Origin of the sequence: Microcoleus sp. MON1_C5 (assembly GCF_036701875.1) — a bacterium.
Lineage (GTDB): Bacteria > Cyanobacteriota > Cyanobacteriia > Cyanobacteriales > Microcoleaceae > Microcoleus.
This window is the reverse complement of sequence record NZ_JAUBRN010000010.1, coordinates 12,449-34,993: the sequence shown is the minus strand read 5'-3', so window position 1 is coordinate 34,993 and position 22,545 is coordinate 12,449. Positions and strand designations below refer to the sequence as shown.

Here is a 22,545-nt window from a genome sequence, read left to right as displayed (position 1 = left end):
CCCTAATTCCCACACCAAATTTACTCGCTACTCTCCCGCTAAGCCCAGGGAGCGCCTGACTTGAAACCACGCGCTTCTGATCTTCCAGAACTTGCTGCTTTCCATTGCCAAAACCCGACTGTTCGCTTGCTCTAGTTTTTGCTTAAAATTAATTAGCTCATTTTCTGTTTTATCCAACTGCATTTGCACCGATAATAAGTGATTTTGAGTTTGCTCCAACTGCGTTTGAGCTAAAACTAATTCAGTTTGAGTTTCTTCCAACTTCGTTTGAGTAATCATTAACTCACTTTGGCTTTGCTCCCCTTCTATCTTAGCCGAGGCTAACTGAGTCTCGAGTAATTTGAGTTTTGTCTGGGTAGACCCCAACAAAGACTGCGATTGCCTTTGGTTAAGCAGCGATTTAACAGTGCAAGTTTCCAGAATCCATTCTAAACCATAGTTATTGATTGCTTTGACTATTAACACATCCTGCTGCGCCACCGTGTTTTTTGGTAAATAACACCTCCAACCCGACTGCAAAGCCCCATCATTTTCAAAATATCCAGCCACATCAGGACGATCGTAAAAAGGCTCGCACTTCTGTACAACCTCGCCGTTTACCAGCACTTGCAGCTCCTCAACTCGACCGCCGGAATTCACATCAGCCACCCATCCTTCCAGATACAAATTTTCCTTATTCGTAAAAGCAGCAACATCAATATATCCTTCCGGATGATGATGGAATTTCAACTCCGAAAAATCTCTAACTAACTCATTTGTTACAACATACAAATCCTGAAACCTGCATATGCCTTTTTTGAGGCGGTGAACAAAAGCTTTGCCTCCGCTAACTTTCTCGACACATTCTCTCACAAACTTTTCAGTTACATAAGTTGTGCCGTATTCCTCCTTATCTAAAGACTGACTTTCGCTTTTAGGACTAAACAAAATACCCTTGGTCGGCATTTCTGTATTAGCTGCACGCAAACACTCATCGTGAACGCTGAACATCAAAATGCCGTTAGGAGTCAACAAATCATACAAATTTTGTAACCAACTTGTAAAAGTTTTTTCCGGCATATGGCTGAAAAAAGAATTAGCCAGAATGCAGTCAAACTTTCGGTCAATTAAATAATTTTCTGGTTCTCCCGTTGAGACAATACCGTTGACGCCCAGGTATTCCGTTTGAAACTTAACCGCGTTAGCATAAATATCAGAAACCCAAATTTGTTCCTGCGACATTTCCTGAATCAAAAACCGGGTAAATCGACCGTAACCGCAGGCAAAATCTAGAAAAGAGGGGACATTTTCAAAACTGCCAAAATGCCATTCCACAACTTGTTTAACCGTATCCAAGATGCGACGCCCGATCGAATAATAGCGCACCAAAGCCCGATCGCGATCGTCTTTGACGTTCTTCAAGCTGAACAAATACATTTCATCGTCTTCGCAGATATTCAGTTTAAAATTTTCGGGCAACTTAGCTTGATCTTGAATAAATGCTTTGATTACGGGATTTTCGACTAAATCTAAATTGATATCGCTCATTGTTTTTACAGAATTTTAGATAACCTCTGTTGACTGCTCTTTCACTATAGAATCAGCATTAACAACAGTTAAACACGGTTCGATCAGCAAGTCAACGATGCCGTTACCGCAGGACTCTGTACAAGACTGAACTCTAAACATCGCCACATCAACGCAGCGATCCAGATAAGTTAAATCTCCATCAACCGTTCCCACAACCCCAGCATTCAGAAAATAAACCCCGGGATTCAGCAAACATTTAAACTGAAACTTAACTACAATTGTCGTTCCCGCTTCCACATACCTAACTGACTGAGTAGAAGCCTTCAAAGAAGCACCCGCCAACTCAAAACCGCTTATCGTTTTAATCAACATTCCAAACCTAACCTTGGAAGTTGACCGCGAGAAAGTGACCGAGTAAGTATAAATATAATCTTGACGGCCTAGCAAGTGATTTACCACATTTCCCTTCAGCGTCTCGATGTGGGGGTTGATAATTTCCGCTCCGCGAGACGGATACCTTACCGTATTCGACGGTATCATCCCCGGATCGTAAAATTCATCGTAATATTCCTTGGGTTTAGAGAGATGTTGCTCCGGTTTAACTTCCCTCTTTGTGCTTTCTAAATTAGCCTCCTGAAGGTGGTCTTGACTTTCCTGTTTTGTCAGTTGGTTCAGAGCTCGAATATCTGACTTCAACCCCACAACCTGATCCGGATCGGCATAAATCAGCTTTTGATACTTAGAAATTACCACCTTCGGCGTGTGAGCCAGCAGCAATTCACCGCTATCCATTAAAATCGCCGACGTACAAAGTTGCACCACAGAAGTAGCAGCGTGAGAAACAAATAAAATTGTTCCGCCACCTTCCTGAATGCTTTGCAAGCGGGCAAAACACTTGCGTTGAAAAGCTTCGTCGCCCACCGAAAGCGCCTCGTCAACCACCAAAATATCTGGCTCGACGCTAGTTGCAACAGCAAAAGCTAGCCTGACAAACATACCGCTAGAATAAGTCTTGACTGGCTGTTCGATGAAATCGCCAATATCAGCAAAAGCAGCTATATCGTCAAATTTTTCTTCAGTTTGTTTTTGATTGAATCCCAGTAACTGAGCGTTAAAAAACACATTTTGCCGCCCGGTAAATTCCGGGTTAAACCCGCTTCCGAGTTCCAACAAAGCGGAGACTCGCCCTTTAACCTCCACGCTTCCTGCGGTAGGAGTCAGCGTCCCCACAATTATTTGCAGGAGAGTGCTTTTTCCCGAACCGTTGCGACCGACGATTCCCAGAGTTTGTCCTTGAGGAATTTCCAGATTGATGTCGTGTAGGGCCCAAAATTCGTCAGCCAGTTTTTTGCTGGGGTAAATAATTTCCTTTAAGCGGTCTCCTGGATGATCGTACCGCTTAAAGCATTTGGAAACATTTTTTAGTGAAATTACATTTTCTGTCATTGGCGGCAGTCAATCGATTTTAGATTTTAGATTTTAGATTTTAGATTGACTTGAAATCTCAAACATATTTACAGCACAATCGATTTTAGATTTTAGATTTTAGATTTTAGATTGACTGTAGATATCACACAAATTTACAGCACGTCAGCAAAAGCGGGACGCAAACGCCGGTAAACCGCCAAACCTCCACAAAATATAACAGCAGAAATCAGCGTGGCGACACCCCATTCGCCCCAATGCTTCACTTCTCCAAGCAGTATGAGGTCTCGATAAACCTCCGAGATGGCGGCCATTGGATTTAGCCAAAATACCCACCCTCGCCACTCTTGGGGGATGATTGATGCTGGGTAGACGATCGGCGTCAAATAAAACCAAAAATTTAGAATAACACCTAATGTCTGAGGAATGTCTCGCAAAAATACAGTCAAGCCCGCTGTCAAATATCCCAAACCAGCAGTTATCAGCAACTGAGGTATCCACACCAACGGCAGTAAGCATAAAGTAGCGTTGAGCTTTTGCGACGATACTGCTACTATCACAATCAAAGCTGCTAAACCCAGAGAACTTTCAATAAAAGCTGTAAAAATCGGCACTAGCGGCAGCAAACCGAGAGGAAATACCACTTTTTTCACTAAATTCGGCTGCCCCACCACCGATACTCCCGACTTGATCAAACCGCTGGTGAAGGCACTCCAAGGCAACAAACCTGCAAACAGCCAGACTCCAAATGTAATGTCGCTGTTTTCCGGGAAGCCTGCAAGGCTGAGCTTTACCTTGAGGACGATCGAAAATACGTATGTGTAAATCACCAATTGCGATAGCTGATTCAGCAGCGGCCACAAATTGCCCAGAATCGAGCCTTTGTATTGAGCTTCCAAGTCCCGGCGCACCAATGTTGCCAGCAGATTCAGCTTCGCCCACCGCCGGGGCGTAATTGCGGGCAGCCTGCCGCGCACCCTTCGGGCTTTTTGGGCAACTCCTTTCACCGTTCTCAGCAATTTTTTCGCCCTCGTTCACTAGCTTCACACCTAAATCAACTCAAGCTACAATTGTGCAGCTTTTGTTAAACCGCAATTATTCCACAGCCCCGCCGCTTTGATCAAGGATCTGCCACCCTAGCTTCGGCTTCTTCTTTCTTTCTTCTTTCCTCTTCCTTCGGAGGTTATTTTAGCCGATCGCCGATCGAACTGCCGAACCCATCGCTAGTTTTTGCTCGTCGTCGTAGCCCCACCGCTGGAAAAATTTTTCATACTTGCCGTTGGCACTCTGCAAACTTTCTAGCATTTGCGACGCTATAGTTTGACAGGCTGGTATTTGCAGGATTTGAATTAAATTGCGCGATCGCTCCTGCACTCTAGCAGAATCGGCCGCCATTTCCTGCTTTTGCTGGCGCGAATGATGCACAACCATTGCCGCCGACATCGCCAAATTTTTCACCAGCAGTTCTGCTACGATCTCAGGAGCCGATCGCAGCGCCTCGACTACTCCGGGTGACGGGTGATCTGCCTCCTGTCGATCATCCGTTAGATAGGTGACAAAAAAACCCCTAGCACCGTTCTGTGTTTTCACCAGAGATGTAACAGCTTGCTGGATGTCGGCTTGTAAAAGTCGATTAGCCTCAATGAACGACAGTAAAGATTGAGTCAGCTCGATCGCCCCCTCAAAAGTTATGCTTTCCGATGCTAATAAAGAAGATGGAATACTCATAACGAACTCAATAATTTTAAAGATTCTGCTAACAACAATTGTAAACACTTCCCGCTGCCCGATCGCAAATAAATATGGCTATTATCTCCTCCAAACAACAGCCCCCCGACCCAAATCTACCCGAAGACATAGCCCCGGCCCGTCGCAAAAAAGTGGCCAAACCCGAGGCGGAATCGCTGCTAGAATCGCAAGAACTACCCGACGAAATCAACAGCAAACAAGACGACAAAATCCGACCCCAGCGGTTAGCTGAATACATCGGGCAAAAAGACTTGAGAGAAGTTTTGGCGATCGCAATTGCAGCCGCAAAATCTCGCGGCGAACCGATGGATCACCTGTTACTCTACGGGCCGCCAGGGTTGGGCAAAACCACAATGTCGCTAATTCTAGCAGCAGAAATGGAAGTTGAATGCAAAATCACCACCGCCCCAGCTTTAGAAAAACCGCGAGATATTGTGGGATTGCTGATCAACCTCAAAGCAGGCGACGTGCTGTTTATCGACGAAATTCACCGCTTATCTAAAGTTACAGAAGAAATCCTCTATCCGGCGATGGAAGACTGCCGCTTAGATATTACGATCGGTCAAGGCAAAAGTGCCAAAATCCGCAGCATTCCCCTGAAACCCTTTACCTTAGTAGGAGCAACCACAAAAGTCGGGTCCCTGACATCTCCATTGCGCGATCGCTTCGGCTTGATCCAAAGATTGCGCTACTACGAAATAGACGAACTCAGTCTAATTGTCCAAAGAACCGCCCAAGTTCTCGACACTAAAATCACTCCTGAAGGAGCCATAGAGATTGCCCGCAGAGCTCGCGGAACGCCCCGGATCGCTAACCGTTTGCTGCGGCGAGTTAGAGACTACAGCGAAGTCAAAAACTTAAAGCCAATTGATGCCGAAGTGGCCTCACTAGCCCTGGAATTATTCAACGTCGATCCGCTGGGTTTAGATTGGACAGATCGACGGATTTTGACAGCAATGATTGAGAACTTTAACGGTGGGCCGGTGGGTTTAGAAACTCTCGCAGCTTCGACAGGAGAAGATACTCAAACCATTGAGGATGTATACGAACCGTACTTAATGCAAATCGGATTTTTGCAGCGGACAAGTCGGGGCAGAATGGTAACTCTTGCTGCTAGAAAACATTTGGGTTTTATGGAATAAAAGGAGTAAAAAATGGTACAAATACAAACAAAAACACTAACTTTGTCCGAGTTTCTAAAACTGCCAGAAACCGAACCAGCTAGCGAATATATCAACGGTCAAATCATCCAAAAACCTAGGCCACAAGGAAAACATAGCCGGATTCAAGGTGAATTAGTCCCAGCCATCAATGTCGCTGTTAAGCTTCAGAAAATTGCCTTAGCTTTTCCTGAATTGCGGTGTACTTTTGACGGCAGGTCAATCGTGCCAGATGTCACAGTATTTACTTGGGAAAGAATACCAGTTGATGAAAATGGGGATGTTGCTAATGTATTTGAAACTTACCCAGATTGGACAATTGAAATTCTGTCTCCAGGGCAGAGTCAAACTAAAGTAACTGGGAATATTTTACACTGTCTGAAAAACGGCACTCAAATGGGTTGGCTGATCGATCCGATGGTGCGCTCGATCTTAATTTATTCCCCTGGAAAGCAACCAGAAATTTTAGCAAAACCCGAAGAAGTGTTGCCCGTTCCAGATTGGGCAGCAGAATTGCGGCTGACGGTAGGAGATTTGTTTGGGTGGTTGAAACTATAGCCGAAGTCAGTTGCCAGTTGACAGTTGTTACCAATTCCCAATTACTAATTACTAATTACTAATTCCAATTTCCAATTCCAATTTCCAAATTCCAAATTCCCCATGTTAATATCCCTCAGAATAGAAAACTTTGCCTTAATTGACTGCCTGGATCTAGATTTTGGCCCGAGTTTGAACGTATTTACAGGGGAAACCGGGGCCGGCAAATCGATTATTCTAGATGCGATCGATGCAGTGTTGGGCGGGAAAGTCGATCGCCGCTCGATTCGCACCGGAGCAGCGCGGGCAATATTGGAAGCTACCTTTGAATTGGACAAAGCCGCAGCTTTGTGGCTGGGCGAGCAAGAAATCGAACCCATAGACGGAAATTTAGCCGTTTGCAGCCGGGAAATTAACGCATCAAGCGGTGCTCTACGCACCAGATCGCGCTTGAACGGAATTCTCGTCAACCGCCAGTTAATGGATCAACTGCGCGATCGGCTGGTCGAAATTACCGCCCAAGGCCAAACCGTCCACCTCGGACAAGAAACCCTCCAGCGAGAATGGCTCGATTTATACGGCGGCAAAAAGCTTACTGAAGCACGATCGATCATCGCCTCCGCTTGGCTGGGAGCCAACAACGCCAAAACAGCCCTCAAACGCAGGCGTCAGTCGGAACAGCAGCGACTGCAAAGACTTGATTTGTTAGAATACCAAGTCCGAGAACTCGGCGAAGCCCACATCGAGGACCCCGACGAACTCGAACAGCTAGAACAAGAATCAATCCGACTCGGCCACGTCGTCGAATTGCAGCAGCAGAGTTACCAAGTCCACCAAGCCCTGTACCAAAACGACGGCGACAGCGCATCAGCCGCCGACTTGTTGAGCAAAGCCGAAGTAATTTTAAGCGACATGGCGGTTTACGACGTGCAATTGCAACCAATCCTAGAAATGGTCAGCGATGCTTTAGCTCAAGCCACAGAAGCCAGCCGGCAAATTAGCAGCTACGGCGAACAATTAGAAGCAGATCCCGAAAGACTCGAAGAAGTAGAAGATCGGATTCGCGAACTCAAACAAATTTGCCGCAAATACGGGCCGCTTAAAGAAGCGATCGCCTACTACCAAAGCATCCAAAACGAACTGAACGAACTTTTAGAAGGAGGCGAGTCAATGGAAGCCTTAGAACTCGCATATCAGAACGCTTTAGAGCAATTAAAAGACGCTTGCAACCACCTCACCACCCTGCGACGCGAAGCAGCCCTCAAACTAGAAACGCACCTCGTAGGAGAACTTAAGCCATTAGCAATGGAAAAAGTGCAATTTCAAGTCGAGATCTCGCCTTGTACCCCAACCGCTACCGGTGCCGACCAAATCGCCTTTTGTTTCAGCCCCAATCCGGGCGAACCTTTGCAACCTCTGGGCGCGATCGCCTCCGGGGGAGAAATGAGCCGCTTTCTACTCGCCATCAAAGCCTGTTTTTCCCAAATAGAAAGTGCCGGTACGCTGATTTTTGACGAAATCGACGCCGGAGTCTCCGGGAGAGTCGCCGGGGCGATCGCCAAAAAACTCTACCAACTCTCCGACAAACACCAAGTTCTCTGCGTTACCCACCAGCCGCTGATCGCTGCGATGGCTGATTTTCATTTTCGCGTCAACAAACAGACGATCGAAGCAGAACCAAGTATCGAGGAACCCGCAGCCAACTCCGAACCAATGGAACGTACAGTAGTCAGAGTGGCCGCCCTCAACAGTGAGCAGCGGCGCGAAGAACTGGCTCAACTCGCCAGCGGCCGCTCAGCAACAGAAGCCATCGCCTTCGCCGAATCCCTGCTTGTCGAAGCCGCCGGATTGCGCCAAACTCAGTCTGCCAAACCCTAAGCTGACCCTCAAGCCGATCGTGGGGTTAAAAGGCGGAGTTTTTCCGATCCGGAGGTTACACTAAAAATGGCAACCGCAAGTTTTACAAAAAAAAGCTGAAAGCCCCGTGAGTTTAGTTACGGGATGAAAGCTAAGAGCAGCAAAATTGAGAGAAATTCTAGTTAAAAACCACAATTGTGTAGAGAAGGGCACACATCACTAGCAACTGGTGGTGTCACAATTGCCGATAGTCCTACAATGCCATCCCTCTTTCAGCAGTCCTCCCAGCAGTACGCATTCATGTTCCTGCAGGCGATCGGCTCAAAGATCGGCAGAACCTACTTAAACCAGGTACGCACAATGTCAAAATCAGTTAATAAACCATTTAAACAACATTCGCGATCTCTAAAAAGATTGCAGCACTCCCATAGCCTCGTTACTCTCCCACCCTCCGTTCAGCAGCAAGGCCAACTGAATTTCCCTTGGCCTGTGGCCGGAGTTCTGTAAACTGGGAAATACTTTCACACATAATTGAGTTTTGTGCGACAGGTGACTCACTAATGAACTTGCCCGCTCTCCTAGCTTAGAGACTAACCCTTACGCTTAAGATTCTGTAAAGGTCTATGAAATCTGCATCTCCCAATCTGCCAGCTATGGAAAACAACACGACAGTGACAGTAGAGGCCACTGTTGTCAGTGAAAACCATGATTTTACTGTTGTCAGTGAAAACCATCAGGAAAAATATTCTCAGCCTTCCTCTAGCAGTAGCGCTCTTGCCAAAAGTCCAGGATTATCCGGTGTTCTCGATCTCCTAAATAAGGAAAGCTTTACAGAAGTAGTTAAGGAAGTAGAAGAGAAACTTAAGGTTGTCAATCAAACCCTGGGAATGCTGGACAATATTCTTGACGCGCAGGGATTCGACGCCATCCTTAACGAAATGTTGCAGTCGATTACCCTCAAAACCGGGGAATTGCTAAATGCCGATCGCAGCACGATATATTTATTAGACGACGAAAAAAATGAACTCTGGGCGATCGTCGCTAAAGACGAAAATGGCAAAAGTCTAGAGATCCGAGTTCCCGCCCATGTGGGCATTGCGGGAGAAGTAGCCACGGAAAAAAAAGTGGTGAACATTCCTTATGATTTTTATAACGACCCCCGATCGGCTAACGCCCAAAAATTTGACGAAAAAAATGGATATCGCACTTATACAATGCTGGCGATGCCCCTGCTCAACGAAGAAACAGGAGAGTTAGTAGCAGTAGTTCAACTGATTAATAAACTCAAACCCAACCACCAACATTATGGTACTTTAGAATCACAGATTGACAAGGCAGGATTTACTCAAGAAGACGAACAAGTTTTTCGAGAATTTGCCCCGTCGATTCGCCTAATTCTAGAGTCTTCTAAATCTTTCTACGCAGCAACTCAAAGACAACGGGCCGCGACAGCGCTGATGAACGCCGTCAACGCTCTTTCTCAGAGCGGTTTAGACTTAGAAGATACCCTAAAAAGGGTGATGGATCAGGCCCAAGAACTCATGAACGCCGATCGCAGCACGCTGTGGCTGATCGATGAAGAGAAAGACGAACTGTGGACGAAAATCCCGTTCGCCGGCAGCTTGAAAGAACTTCGCATACCCAGAACAGCAGGTTTTGCAGGCATCGTGGCCGAATCCGGCGAACCGCTGTTGATTCCCTTTGACGTGTACGACGATCCTCGCGCTGAAATGGCCAAAGAAGTGGATCCAAAAACTGGCTACCGTACTTGCAGTATGCTCTGTATGCCAGTCTTTAATGCCGATCACAAATTGATCGCAGTTACTCAATTAATGAACAAAAAAAAACAAGGAGAATTTCCCCCCTACAACCCCGAAAACTGGCCACAAGCCCCAGAACAATGGAAAGCGAGTTTCAATCGCAGCGACATGGAATTTATGAAGGCGTTTAATATCCAAGCAGGAGTCGCCTTGCAAAACGCCAAACTGTTTGCAGAAGTCAAACAGCAAGAACAAAGACAAAAAGATATGCTGCACGCCCTGACTAACGGCGTGATTTCTACAGATAAAAAAGGCCATATAGTAGCGACCAATCCCAGTGCCACAAAATTACTGGGTGTCAGCGATGCCGAATTAGCCGAAGGTCAATCTTTGCGCGAGTTAATTAAGTTAGAAAAAGGCGATTTTGCTAAGTGGTTTGATGCGTCTTTGTCTCCCGAAGACGATAAGGATCGCCAGCAGTATTACCCCGATCAAGTTTTGGTATCCTGTGTAGGGAAACCGCAGAGTATCAATCTCTCGATAAATTCTATGACGGATGCGATCGACCCCAGCAAGGTCAACGGCGCGTTAGTCGTCATGGAAGATATTAGCGAGGCCAAGCAAGTCAAGAACTTGATGTACCGTTACATGACGCCTGAAGTAGCCGAAGCTTTGTTAGCTTCAGGGGATATTGGATTGGGCGGTAAGCGCAAAAACGTTTCAGTGCTGTTCTCAGACATTCGCAGCTATACCACACTTACGGAAAAATTGCAAGCCGAAGAAGTGGTAGTGATGCTCAACAAATATTTTGAAGTGATGGTAGATGTCGTATTCGAGTACGGAGGGACTCTCGACAAATACATCGGCGACGCTCTGATGGCAGTTTTTGGCTCTCCAGCGCCCCTAGAGGATCATGCTTGGTGCGCGATGCAAACCGCAGTGAAAATGCGGGAAAAACTGGCAGAGTTCAATCAAGAGCGCATGGCACATGGGGAATTGCCGATCGGCATCGGTATGGGCGTGCATTCCGATGAAGTTGTCAGCGGCAACATCGGCAGTAGCAAACGCATGGAATTGACTTCGATCGGAGACGGCGTAAACCTCGCCTCTCGCTTAGAAGGCGCCAGCAAGCAATACGGCACCGACTTGATCATCAGCGACAATACTTACAGAGATTATGCCGATCGGCTCTACGTGCGAGAACTCGACTTTATTACTGTCAAGGGCAAAAGCGAACCCGTAATCGTTTACGAACTCGTCGGCATCCGCGAGGGATACTCGCCAGTGGGCAAGTCACTAACCGAAACACAGCAACAAATTATAGAACATTACACCAAGGGGCGCGAACATTACAAAACTCCAGTCAGCCAAAGACTCTCAGAAAGTGAGGTGAAAAACATCTTAAAGGATGTCGCCGAAATGCCGGAGGCAGAGATTAAGAAACTGTCCTACAATCTAGAGCAACAGTTGGAACACGAACTAAGGAAGCTGTTATATCAACTGAAAAAGCTGTCAGAGTACGATCCGAAAAACCTGTCAGAAGCCGACAAACTCATCGTACTGTTGCAGACAGAAATCCAACTGCTGAAATTGGAAGGAATCAAAAACCTCTCGGAAGACGAAGCCAAAATGCTGCTGCAAGCAAAAATCAAGCCGCTATCAGCAGACGATATTAAATACTTGCAAGAAGGCGAAGTCAAAAAGCTCTTGGAAGCAGACATCTTACAACCATCAAATCCCCAAATCAAGAGGCTGAAACCCGCAGAGATCAGGCAGCTATTGCAGGCGAAAATTAAAAGTCGGGCCTGCGAGACAGTTGCAGAAATGTTAGATGAGGAATTTGAAAACCTGGGACTCGATCGGGTGAAAAAACTGCTGAGCGAGTTTAAGAAAGCCTTAGAACCAAAAGCCAAGCAAGCCTTTACAGACGCTGAAGGCGAATTTAAGGCGGTTCTGGATGTTGACCCGAAAAACAAGGCAGCTAAATTGCACGTCGATCGCTGTATGTTATTTCAGCATGCGTTTTCAGATGTACTCAACTGGGATGGTGTGTGGAATCTCACAGAAAAATAGCAGTAGCCCACAGCAAATCCTCGCGGTGGCGCCAGGGTTCCGGGTGGGGCAATCGCGATCGGGGGGTGCGCCTCCCACCCCACCACCTATTAACCTGAATATCCTATTGAGGTAATTGTAAATAAGCTCCAACAGGTATTATGGTTATATAACCGGATTTGAATTTGCAAGCGAGATGCCGGGGTTTCGCCCTACGTGTTTCCTTCGCACTACCTACGGCAACAAACTTAGCACTTCTATTATTTGAAGCGCTTAAAAATAGTTATGACTGGCGGCAGCGTTACCCGGTTTCTGAGAAAAATCTTGGAGAAAGGCGACGAAACATCCGCTCAAAAACCGGGTTTATCACACCGCCCGCGTAAGTCTTAATAGCGTTAGTGGCTCCTAAAAAGAGCTTCCTTCGCAGATAATCAATGTTCTAGTCTTAGATATAGAAAACCACTAGCGTCAGTTATGAATAATTGGAATTCGCAATCGGGAGATGTTGAGTGGGTAGATCAGGTTTACCAACTATTGCTGGAGATTGCTCGGAGCTCCCTGTCAGATATCCCCAGAATCCCGGAAAACATCACTGTTAAGGCTATCCCTCTGATCCAGAAGGTACAAAGCATTCAGCAAAGACCTGACGGGCAAGTGTTCAAATCTGGTTCCTTTTCAGTAAACGATCGCGAATGGGTCGATCGAGTCTGTCAACTATTGGTAGAACTAACCAGCGCGTCTTTGTCGGAACAGCCCAAAATGCCGGAAAACCTTGCAGGCAGATCTTTAGCCCTCGCCGATAGAGCACAAAAAATTAAAGAAGATATCGAAGAAAATGCAGCCCAAACCCCAGCAGATGAAGATGAAAATTCCTTACAGTCTCCAGACGAGCTGCTTTCCCTCTTGCACCACAGTTTGAAAACTCAGCGCGCCAAAAGCTACAAGCCCGATGCCCCCGAATGGCAGCAAGTTTTGAGCCTGCTCGACGTAGTGCAGTCAATTTACAAGCAAATCCAAAATTAAATTCAAGCTTAACTCAGGGGCGTCTTTATGGTGCTTGATCGCTGGCTCTTAAAGGCGGTTGCTCTTTGACAGAAAAAGTTTTTTGCTGTAGCCCGAAAAGTTCCGATTATTGCACTTTTGTCAACTACACTAGGTGTAATCGGTTCTAGGGCAAGAGAACATGAGCGGACAAAACATCGGCGATTTGTCAAAAGAAATATTAGCCGATCGCTATCAGTGCGATCGGCGGCTCGGCAAGCAAGCAGGACGGCAAACTTTACTCGCCCGCGACTTAAAAACGCAACAGCAAGTAGTAGTCAAACTTCTCTCATTCAGCAGCGACTTTAACTGGGAAGACTTAAAACTGTTCGAGCGAGAAGTCGAAACCTTAAAATCCCTATCCCATCCGGCAATTCCCCGATATCTCGACTCCTTTGAAATCGACACCCCCAACCGCAAAGGATTCGCCCTAGTTCAGAGTTACATCGAAGCCAAATCCCTACAAGAATATCTTTCAGACGGCCGCACCTTCAGCGAAAGCGAAGTCAAACAATTAGCAACAGCATTATTAGACATCCTCGCCTACCTGCACCAGCGACAGCCCCCGGTGATTCACCGCGACATTAAACCCAGCAATATTTTACTCAAGAATCGATCGGGAAACAGCGTCGGCGAAGTTTACCTAGTCGATTTCGGTGCAGTTCAAACTCTAGCAACCCAACAGGGAAAAACAGTCACAGTTGTCGGAACTTACGGCTATATGCCACCCGAACAATTTGGCGGGAGGGCGGTTCCCGCTTCCGACTTGTACGGCTTGGGAGCGACGTTAATTGCCTTAATTACCAAGCAGCATCCTGCCGATTTACCGCAACAAGATTTGCAGATCGAATTCGAGCAATTCAGCCAACTGAGTCCAGGTTTTACCAATTGGCTGAAGTGGATGACACATCCCAGTTTAGAACGCCGTCCCGCCTCAGTCCAGATCGCAAAAGAAGTTCTAGAAAAACCGCAGCAAATCAATAAATATTCCCTGCCATTGAGACAGGGAAAAACCGTGAATACCTCTAGCTTGTTCAATAATGCGATCGGGCGCAGCACTGGGATGGGAACCCTAGCTGTAGGAGCTTGTGCAGCAATTTACAGCACCTTTATTATTCCGGTAGTGGGGACAATTTTCGGAGGATTTATCGGTCTTTATCTCGGCTTGCTGCTGGGGTTGGGGAACGGAATAATGGTAGGAATCGTCACGCGCTTGTGGTTTTTTCCCCTAACTAATCCCAAACTTCACCGACAGGTTTTAACCGCGATTAGTATCTTACTCTGTACCTCGACAAGCATCGTCTACTTTTTTATCGTGAATGCGATTATAGAGGGGATAATGAATGTTTCGCCGAGCCACAATATTGATATGGATATTATCTTCCTGTTTGCACCGTCGCTGATTGCAGGACTGTCAATGGGGGCAAGTAGCAAGTCTATTGCCCGGTGGTATCAAATAGAAAGCGGACTGTAATCTACATTTTACAGTCCGGGACGCACTCCGACTCCTAGAAACCTGGTTTTTACGAAAATACTTCGCTGCCACCCCCAGACTCGCTAAAAAACCAGGTTTATGGACTCCGACGATAACCTTAAATTAAAATTAATGTAAAAAAACATGACCAGCCAAATATTAGCAGAACGCTATGAAGTGCACCGACAACTGGGAAAACAAACTGGTCGGCAAACTTTGCTGGCTCGTGACTTACAAACTCAAGAATTAGTTGTCATCAAACAGCTATTCCTCGGCAGCGATTTTGAATGGCAAGATCTTAAGCTATTTGAACGGGAAGCGGAAACTTTAAAAGCACTTTCTCACCCATCAATTCCGCGCTACCTCGACTACCTGGAAATTGACGAACCAGACAGCAAAGGATTTGCCCTGGTACAGACTTATGTAGAGGGTAAAAATTTGGAAGAGCATTTGCGATCGGGGCGTACTTTTAGCGAAAGCGAGGTGAAAGAATTAGCTAAATCGCTGTTAGAAATTTTGATTTATTTGCACCAGCAAGATCCGCCTGTTATTCACCGCGATATTAAACCCAGCAATATCTTACTGCACAGCAGATCCGGTCACTCGGTGGGACAAGTTTATTTAGTTGATTTCGGTTCGGTGCAGAACCAAGCGGCAAAATTTGGCGGCACAATTACAGTAGTGGGAACTTACGGATATATGGCACCAGAACAATTTGGCGGGCGCTCCGTTCCAGCTTCTGACCTCTACGGTTTAGGTGCAACTTTAATTTATTTGGTCACAGGTTTACATCCCACCGAACTGTCGCAGCAGGATTTAAAAATTCAATTTGCCGATCGGGTAACGCAACTAAATCCTAATTTAATTGATTGGCTGGAGTGGATGACCGAACCGAGTTTGGAAAAACGGTTATCTTCGGCTGGGGAAGCATGGAACTCCCTCGCAAATCCCCGCGAGATACCCAAAAGTATGATGCCCGTGCAGCCGCGAGGCAGCGATATTAAATTAACAAAAAATTCGGAGTTGATAGAGATTGTAATTCCGCCGCATGGATTCGCTTTTGATTGGGTTTCCATACTTTCGGGTGCGGTTCCTGCGAGTATGGTGTTGTGGATTAATTATTACGAAATTCCGATAAATCCATTGGTTTTGAGGATGATATCAGGAAGTTTTTTACTAGCGGCTGGAGTAATGTCGCTCTTTGCACTATTTCGGGAATTGCATCTGGTAATCGATCGCCAACAAATATCCTATAGCAGCCATCTGCTGGGGCTGAGATGGAATCATTTCCAGCCAGCTCCCAGACCGGACATTGGCCAGTTGGAAATTGAACAAGTTGAATATACTATTCCCGACACGCAACAGAAATCAAACAGAGTTTCTCAGATGATTATTCAAGCCGGCAACCAAAAATATAGACTAGGAGTAAAGCAGAGACTAAGTGAATCAGAAATCGAGTGGTTAGCTACAGAACTAAGCCAGTGGTTGGGATTGAAAATTCAAAGAACTTTGACAGACGGTAAAAATAATAAATGGTTCTGAAAATATCTCCCTCGCCCTCTCAAACCATAGCCCCCTCAAACTGTGGGACGGGCGGGACGCCCATTCAGTGTATTTTCCCAGCAGGCAGGACACCCCGCAAGCATCCTCCTCAAATTGTGCAACGCCGATCGCACTGTCCCGCTTTGTGTCAATCTCATGCAACCGTCGGCCCCCATCGCCCGTAAAATGCTATCAAAGGGATTTGGCAAGTAGCACTCATCCCAATCATCTGTTAACTTGGAGATATTGTTGTGGACTTATCGCTAATTCCGGCACAGCCGAAACCAGGACTGCTCAACGTCCTCATCGAAATTACCGCCGGTAGCAAAAACAAGTACGAATTTGATAAAGACTTGCAAGCCTTTGCTCTCGATCGGGTGCTTTCTTCCTCAGTCCAATATCCCTGCGACTACGGCTTCATACCCAATACCTTAGCCGATGATGGCGACCCCCTCGACGGCATGGTGATGATGGATGAGCCCACATTTCCAGGGTGCATAATCGCAGCCCGTCCGATCGGAATGCTGGAAATGATCGATGGAGGCGACAGGGACGAAAAACTCCTGTGCGTTCCCGACAAAGACCCGCGCTACGCTCACTATAAGTCCCTCAAAGACGTAGCCCCCCACCGCTTGGACGAAATTGCCGAATTTTTTAGAACCTACAAAAATTTGGAGAAAAAAGTCACGGAAATTCAGGGTTGGCAAGATGTCGATCAAGTCATGGCCTTAGTGGAAAAGTGCATCGCAGCCGATCGCAAATAAGCCCCTAGCCCGCACTCCTCGACTACAACCCGACTAAAAACTCAGGAGGCCGAACTTAAGGCAACCGCTGCCGGTCTAAGGATGCAGTCGAGGAACGGGTAGCTAGAAGGTCAAATCAGTCGTGAATGCCGAGTCACCGGAACGGCATTCCTCAAAACCCAGCCCCAGCCCCAATCTTGAAAAAAATACTACTCCTAGAGTAAGATTAAGCGCAAATTATACCCCTGGGGAATGCGTTCTACGTGTGAGGAAATTTTACCCTAACACTTAGATAGATCGGCGCTATCTTAATCTCAGAACACAGAACACGCCGGGCAGCCCGCATGATGCAAAAAATAATCTCTCAAGCGTGACATCTCCTACACCAACCCGTAAGGTTGAGAATTCTAACAGCCCAAGTGTTCGGCACTCGGATGGTTTCCCGATAAAGCGCTTGATTATAGTACAGATTGCTAAAAACTAAAAACTAAAAAGTAAAAACTAAGATTTCAACTCCCAAGTTCCTGCCGCCAAAACTAAAAAAAATGCCAGATTCCGCACCCTCTCTACCCAATTCACAGCCTTCCGATCGCAAAGCCACAATGGAAAATAGTCCTTTGACCGAGTTTGTCGTTCAGTTTTGGGGCGTGCGGGGCAGCATAGCCACCCCCGGCACCAAAACACTTCGCTACGGAGGTAACACCTCCTGTGTAGAAATGCGCTTGGGTAAAAAACGCCTGATCTTTGACGGCGGTACGGGCCTGCGAGTTCTGGGTCTAAACTTGCTGCGGCAAATGCCAGTGGAAGCCCATATGTTTTTTAGTCATACTCACTGGGATCACATTCAAGGGTTTCCGTTTTTTACTCCCGCCTTTATCCCGGGGAACTGCTTTCACATTTACGGTGCGATCGCCCCCAACGGCACTACCATCAAACACCGTCTTGCCGACCAAATGGTGCACCCCAATTTTCCCGTCCCCATCCAAGTGATGCAGTCAGACCTCAAATTCAACGATTTGACGCCTGGGGATATTCTCGAACTCGACGATGTGAAAATAGAAACAGCACTGCTCAACCATCCCAACACCGCGATCGGATATCGAGTCACCTGGGAGGGACACACGGCCGTCTACTGCACCGATACAGAACATTTTCCCGATCGCCTCGACGAGAACGTGGTACACCTAGCTCGCAACGCCGACGTGCTGATTTACGACGCCAACTACACCAACGAAGAGTATTACAACTTCAAAACCCCGAAAGTCGGCTGGGGACACTCGACTTGGCAAGCAGGAGTAGAAGTAGCGAAAGCTGCTGGAGTCAAAAAAATCGTGATGTTTCACCACGATCCGGGTCACGACGACAATTTTCTCGATCGAGTCGAAGCAGAGGTGCAGGCAACGTTCGCCAATGCCTGCTTAGCCCGCGAAGGCATGAGCATACCAGTGATTTAACCAAAAATAAATTCAGAATTATGAAACAGCAAAAACCCCGCAAACGTCGCAGAGTAGGCTTGCGGGGGCTTTACTCAACGTTGCTAGTGTTGATAATTATCTGCTGTACCTGTGGCGGATGGGTTGCAGCTCAGACTGCCTACTCTCGCACTCCCGCGCGACTTGCTCAGGTGTCTTCGATCGAGGATACTGGTACGGTCGATCGCATTCCCGAACGCTACCAACTCGGACAGCAACTGTACCTAGAAAACTGCGCCACCTGTCACATCGGTTTACCGCCGCAAGTATTACCTACAGAAACTTGGCGCCGCTTGCTGCAAGATTCCCAACACTACGGACAAACCATCCAACTGCTAGTAGACCCGCCCCGCCTGCTAGTCTGGAACTACCTGCAAACTTTTTCCCGTTCCGAAGCCAAAGACGAAGAACTCGCCTACCGAGTCGCCAGTTCTCGCTATTTCAAAGCACTGCACCCTAAAGTAAAACTGCCACAACCCGCAAATATCAGCAGTTGCGTTACTTGTCACCCCGGCGCGTCTCAATACAATTTCCGCAAGCTTACCGCCGAGTGGCAAAACTCTCCGTAACCAAGATTAAGTTCGTAATTATATCCGAGTGCGAGCGAGAAGATCGCACTAACCAGAAAACGGCGATCGCATTCTACTAGAGACTTATCCAAAGTGTGGGTGCGATCTTTCAATTTATGCTTACTGGGCATCGCACCTTACAAGTAACCTCTGGCTTTACCCTCATCAATAACTCTGACGGCTAACGGTGAAGTTGTGCGAGTGCCGATAACGTCTGTTGCAAAACCGACCAAACTTGCTAGTGGGTTCCAAGCGAGTGGTTAGCTGCTGCTTGAGTGGCATAGAAGTAAAAAATCTGTGCCTTTAGCTACTTTTTGAGCAATTGTTATGATATCTTAACTTTACCGGAGGTTAGTTCAGACAATTTAAGAAGCCTGGTTATCAAGTAACCTAATTTATGATTGACAGTAAAAAAATTCGACTGAAATGGGAAAGTTATTGGTTTAAAACCTTTGGGAGATGGCGATCGTGTCCATTGACCTGCCCAATAGACAGACCTCATCCTCGGCATATTTTTTGGAGTTTGATTGGCAGTTTTTTGGCAATTACTGCAACGTCCTATCTTGCTCTAAAAACTAATACTCCTTTACTAATGGCTCCGTTTGGCGCTACAAGCGTTCTGATCTTTGGTGTCCCTGACAGCCCTTTGGCTCAACCCCGGAATGTCATTGGGGGCAATTTCTTAGCTGCTCTCACCAGTTTAATGATTGTGCATTTTCTCGGTTCTTCTCCCTGGGCGATGGGAATGGCTGTTTCTAGTGCGATCGGAATTATGCAGATTACCAGAACTCTACATCCGCCTTCGGGAGCAGTTGCCTTAGTCGTCATGATGACCAAACCAGACTGGAAATTTTTGCTAACACCTGCTTTTGAGGGATCAATAATCTTGGTCTTGTGCGCCGTCATCTTTAATAATTTAGCGGCAGAAAGGACGTATCCCCAGCACTGGTTATAGCATTATCTCTAATTCTCTCATCCTTCCCTCGGGATCACTACCCAAAATCGCGATGCTCCCTCGATTCCGACTTCCATCGGACTTCTTTCTTCCATCCGTTACATCCCGATCGCGTGCAACGGAAGCCGAACTTCCTTCTGCTAGATCAATCAAAAAAAACGGACGGATCGGGAGAAGGTCGAGATCCCTTTTGAAAGCGTTCCCAGGACTCCTTTAACTGAGCCGGCGCTGGATTTTCGCGATCGTAAACCACCAGCACATTCGTCAAATTCCGGCCCGGTGGCAATAAAATCTGCCCTTGATGAGCCAAACCCACCGAAGCGCCCCCGTCCAAATTCATCGCTTCCAAACAGCCGATCGCCTGCATAACTTTAGCTTCTGCTTCCAAAGACAAACTGTCAAAAAAAGTTACCAAAAATAACTTATCCCTCGAAGCCGGAAAGCCGATCGCCGTTCTCGAACCCACGCCCAAAACATGAGAATCTTTAAAACCTTCCGATAAAGGAGACAGCCAAACTTTCCCCCCTTTAACCAATCTCGGCCCGCAAGTCAGAGAAAACCAATGTTGGCTCCAATCCGGCTTACCTTCAGTTCTAGCCGTCACCATTTCCAATTGATTTCCCGCTTTAATCCCCAAAGTCGTGCCGTAATTTTCCCATCGGCTGTATTTGAGAAACTTACCCGCCGCCACCATATTTCCCAGCACAGATTTCTGCTCATCTTTACCAAAAAAAGTCCCGTTAGCAACAACAGCAGCCCGGTAACGCGACACCATATTTTCAAAAGGTTCGTCACCCCGCGTTACTTTAGAAGTATTTGCAAAAGCTGCATCATTAGCTAACCCAATTGTGATATAAATTTCTGGGTCGGCGATGTCAATAGTTGTCAGATAAAAACTTGCGCCAGCTAGCTTTTGACTGCTGAGTTGTACAGGTTTTGCTTGATTAGCGGAACGTCTAATAACTTGAGTTTGAGACTTCACAAAAGGAGAATTCGCGGCCTTTGGTTGAGGAGTTTCCGGCGATTTAACGATGGGATTGCTGGGCTGAGTTTGAGGAGTTTTCGCGGATTTTAGAATGGAATTACTAGGCAGAGGTTGAGGAGTTTGATTGGATTGTATACTGGATAAAAAAGCGAGTGACTTTTGCCACAGTTGACCAGCGAGAGTCAAGAAACTATCTCGGTTTTGGGCGATCGCAAAATAGTCAGCCGCAACCCGCGCCAAAGCTATGCCGGTTAAAAATAAAAAAGTGCGCCGCAGCATCGGGCGACAACCTTCAGACTGTTTGCGTTTAGACATAAAAAATCTCAGCTAGGATAGCGAACAGTTTTCTATGGCTGTGACTACAATGGGCGATCGGATCAAATCTAATCGCTGATTCAGTGGACACAAGTGGATTATGCGGTATAACTGTATCCATCGACTCGATGAACCGCAAGGCAATATTTAGCCCTAACTGGGCTAACCTTGCCGACCTGTGTAACCATTTCAAATACCCCCGTTGCGCGAACTGTTAAGCGCCCAACATGAGTTCCTGCAAATTTTCCAGTAGGCAAAATAGCACGAATTATATCCCCAGTTTGAAAGCCAAAAAAAGCTTTCTGTCTAGTACGATGTCTGATTGGAAACCCATATTTGTTAGTCGTGCACATTCGGCGAGTTCCCCATCCTTTTGCAGTTATCAGCAAGGGCTTGGTAATTTTTATCGACAACTTTTCCACCACCCCAACACAAGCAGCGTCTAAATAGTGACGTTTTTGAATACCTAATTTGACGCGATTGAATTTGGTTCGGCCACCAGTTCCAAGGGAGACTGGCAATCCAGTTTCTTGAAGCCTTTGATACAATGCCCATCGGGTAGAGTTAACAGCAGCAGCATCTTTTAATGGTGATTTTGAAGCGGCTAAAATCCGCCTGAGAACATCTGGTTTCTTACTTAGGAATTTCTCAATGGGGTCATTTCCTTTTTTCTGGTTGCAATCATGGCAAGCCAAGGTAAGGTTGCTAACCCGATTTGTCCCCCCTTTGCTCGACGCCAAAATATGCTCAATTTCTAACGGAGTATTTTCTACTCCACAGTAAGCGCATTTCCTTCCCCATTTTGCTAACAAATATTCCTTGACTTCAAACCCTGCTAGCTCGCCTCTATGATACTCTGTACCACTGATTTCCGGGTTCATCAAAGCTTGCGTATCAAACCGTACTAACTCCTGAGAAATACCCGTAATAGGCGCCCACTTTATGAGCCTATTCACCCAAGTTATAGTAGTTTTCACTCGATGATCGAGCGTCGGAGCTAACCAGCCTTTTTTACGAGCTCTATTGAGAAATCGTGGTTGACGGTAACGAGTTTTACGATGCCGCCGATTACGACGAATGGCTCTGCGGGATTCCAATGAATCTTTTATCGCTTGCCCGCGATGGGTTAATTCAGCACCCCAGATAACCGCATCATTCGAGAGTAATGCTAGGCCAGTAGTTTTAGAGCCAGGGTCTATTTTTAACTGGATAGGCTGAGTTATTTCTGCTGATGCAGTTTTTAAGATGATCGTAAAAGGAAAGTGACGAAAGACGGCAGCTTTTCTTTGGGTAAGAAGTAAACGAGCTAACCCTGGATGAACAGGATTAAGGGGGCGTTTGTTGGTGTCAATAACAAAGACAAAGTTGGACATTTGATTTAAAACTCTGATTGCTCAGGT

Annotated in this window: 17 protein-coding genes; 11 read left to right on the top strand and 6 right to left on the bottom strand. The window is 46.6% G+C overall.

The features are described 5' to 3' along the window. Window positions 1-27: 27 nt before the first annotated feature. From QUA71_RS07155 to QUA71_RS07140, 4 genes are all read right to left on the bottom strand, one after another. Complete coding sequence (locus QUA71_RS07155; protein WP_333283649.1) at window positions 28-1,527, bottom strand: methyltransferase; 1,500 nt, start codon at window positions 1,525-1,527, stop codon at window positions 28-30. 15 nt (window positions 1,528-1,542) lie between these two features. Next, window positions 1,543-2,955, bottom strand: a complete 1,413-nt coding sequence (locus QUA71_RS07150) for an ABC transporter ATP-binding protein (RefSeq protein WP_333283647.1) — start codon at window positions 2,953-2,955, stop codon at window positions 1,543-1,545. Between the two features lie 134 nt (window positions 2,956-3,089). Further along, on the bottom strand, window positions 3,090-3,941 hold the full coding sequence (locus QUA71_RS07145; protein WP_190656963.1) for an ABC transporter permease: 852 nt from the start codon (window positions 3,939-3,941) through the stop codon (window positions 3,090-3,092). Between the two features lie 181 nt (window positions 3,942-4,122). Beyond that, window positions 4,123-4,662, bottom strand: coding sequence for a hypothetical protein (locus tag QUA71_RS07140; RefSeq protein ID WP_333283645.1), 540 nt, complete (start codon window positions 4,660-4,662; stop codon window positions 4,123-4,125). 74 nt (window positions 4,663-4,736) lie between these two features. Between QUA71_RS07140 and ruvB the strand changes: the two genes are divergently transcribed. The 11 genes from ruvB to QUA71_RS07085 all read left to right on the top strand — a co-directional run bounded on the left by ruvB (window position 4,737) and on the right by QUA71_RS07085 (window position 19,845). Beyond that, window positions 4,737-5,825 carry a Holliday junction branch migration DNA helicase RuvB gene (gene ruvB / locus QUA71_RS07135; protein WP_006634589.1) on the top strand — a complete coding sequence of 363 codons (1,089 nt, stop codon included), beginning with the start codon at window positions 4,737-4,739 and terminating at the stop codon, window positions 5,823-5,825. Between the two features lie 12 nt (window positions 5,826-5,837). Then, a complete protein-coding gene (locus tag QUA71_RS07130) occupies window positions 5,838-6,401 on the top strand; it encodes a Uma2 family endonuclease (protein ID WP_333283643.1) in 564 nt (187 codons plus the stop codon). Between the two features lie 102 nt (window positions 6,402-6,503). Then, entirely contained in the window at window positions 6,504-8,258 is a 1,755-nt protein-coding gene (recN, locus tag QUA71_RS07125; protein WP_333283641.1) for a DNA repair protein RecN, read from the top strand. Between the two features lie 602 nt (window positions 8,259-8,860). Beyond that, window positions 8,861-12,070 carry a GAF domain-containing protein gene (locus QUA71_RS07120; RefSeq protein WP_333283640.1) on the top strand — a complete coding sequence of 1,070 codons (3,210 nt, stop codon included), beginning with the start codon at window positions 8,861-8,863 and terminating at the stop codon, window positions 12,068-12,070. A 453-nt stretch (window positions 12,071-12,523) separates the two neighbouring features. Continuing rightward, on the top strand, window positions 12,524-13,072 hold the full coding sequence (locus tag QUA71_RS07115) for an inorganic pyrophosphatase (RefSeq protein ID WP_333283638.1): 549 nt from the start codon (window positions 12,524-12,526) through the stop codon (window positions 13,070-13,072). 160 nt (window positions 13,073-13,232) lie between these two features. Then, entirely contained in the window at window positions 13,233-14,564 is a 1,332-nt protein-coding gene (locus QUA71_RS07110) for a serine/threonine-protein kinase (RefSeq protein ID WP_333283636.1), read from the top strand. 144 nt (window positions 14,565-14,708) lie between these two features. Next, the gene (locus tag QUA71_RS07105) at window positions 14,709-16,106 is read left to right on the top strand and encodes a serine/threonine-protein kinase (RefSeq protein ID WP_333283634.1); all 1,398 of its coding nucleotides are present in this window, start codon (window positions 14,709-14,711) and stop codon (window positions 16,104-16,106) included. Between the two features lie 251 nt (window positions 16,107-16,357). Then, complete coding sequence (locus QUA71_RS07100; protein ID WP_333283632.1) at window positions 16,358-16,870, top strand: inorganic diphosphatase; 513 nt, start codon at window positions 16,358-16,360, stop codon at window positions 16,868-16,870. 524 nt (window positions 16,871-17,394) lie between these two features. After that, window positions 17,395-18,303, top strand: a complete 909-nt coding sequence (locus tag QUA71_RS07095; RefSeq protein ID WP_333283631.1) for an MBL fold metallo-hydrolase — start codon at window positions 17,395-17,397, stop codon at window positions 18,301-18,303. A 20-nt stretch (window positions 18,304-18,323) separates the two neighbouring features. Next, window positions 18,324-18,890, top strand: coding sequence for a diheme cytochrome C (locus QUA71_RS07090; protein ID WP_333283629.1), 567 nt, complete (start codon window positions 18,324-18,326; stop codon window positions 18,888-18,890). 397 nt (window positions 18,891-19,287) lie between these two features. After that, window positions 19,288-19,845, top strand: a complete 558-nt coding sequence (locus QUA71_RS07085) for an HPP family protein (protein ID WP_190656936.1) — start codon at window positions 19,288-19,290, stop codon at window positions 19,843-19,845. 145 nt (window positions 19,846-19,990) lie between these two features. Here QUA71_RS07085 and QUA71_RS07080 read toward each other — a convergent pair whose 3' ends face one another. Together QUA71_RS07080 and iscB are read right to left on the bottom strand one after the other, a co-directional pair. Beyond that, window positions 19,991-21,145, bottom strand: a complete 1,155-nt coding sequence (locus QUA71_RS07080) for a phosphodiester glycosidase family protein (RefSeq protein WP_333283627.1) — start codon at window positions 21,143-21,145, stop codon at window positions 19,991-19,993. Between the two features lie 98 nt (window positions 21,146-21,243). After that, on the bottom strand, window positions 21,244-22,518 hold the full coding sequence (gene iscB / locus QUA71_RS07075) for an RNA-guided endonuclease IscB (protein ID WP_333283625.1): 1,275 nt from the start codon (window positions 22,516-22,518) through the stop codon (window positions 21,244-21,246). Between the last annotated feature and the right edge of the window lie 27 nt (window positions 22,519-22,545).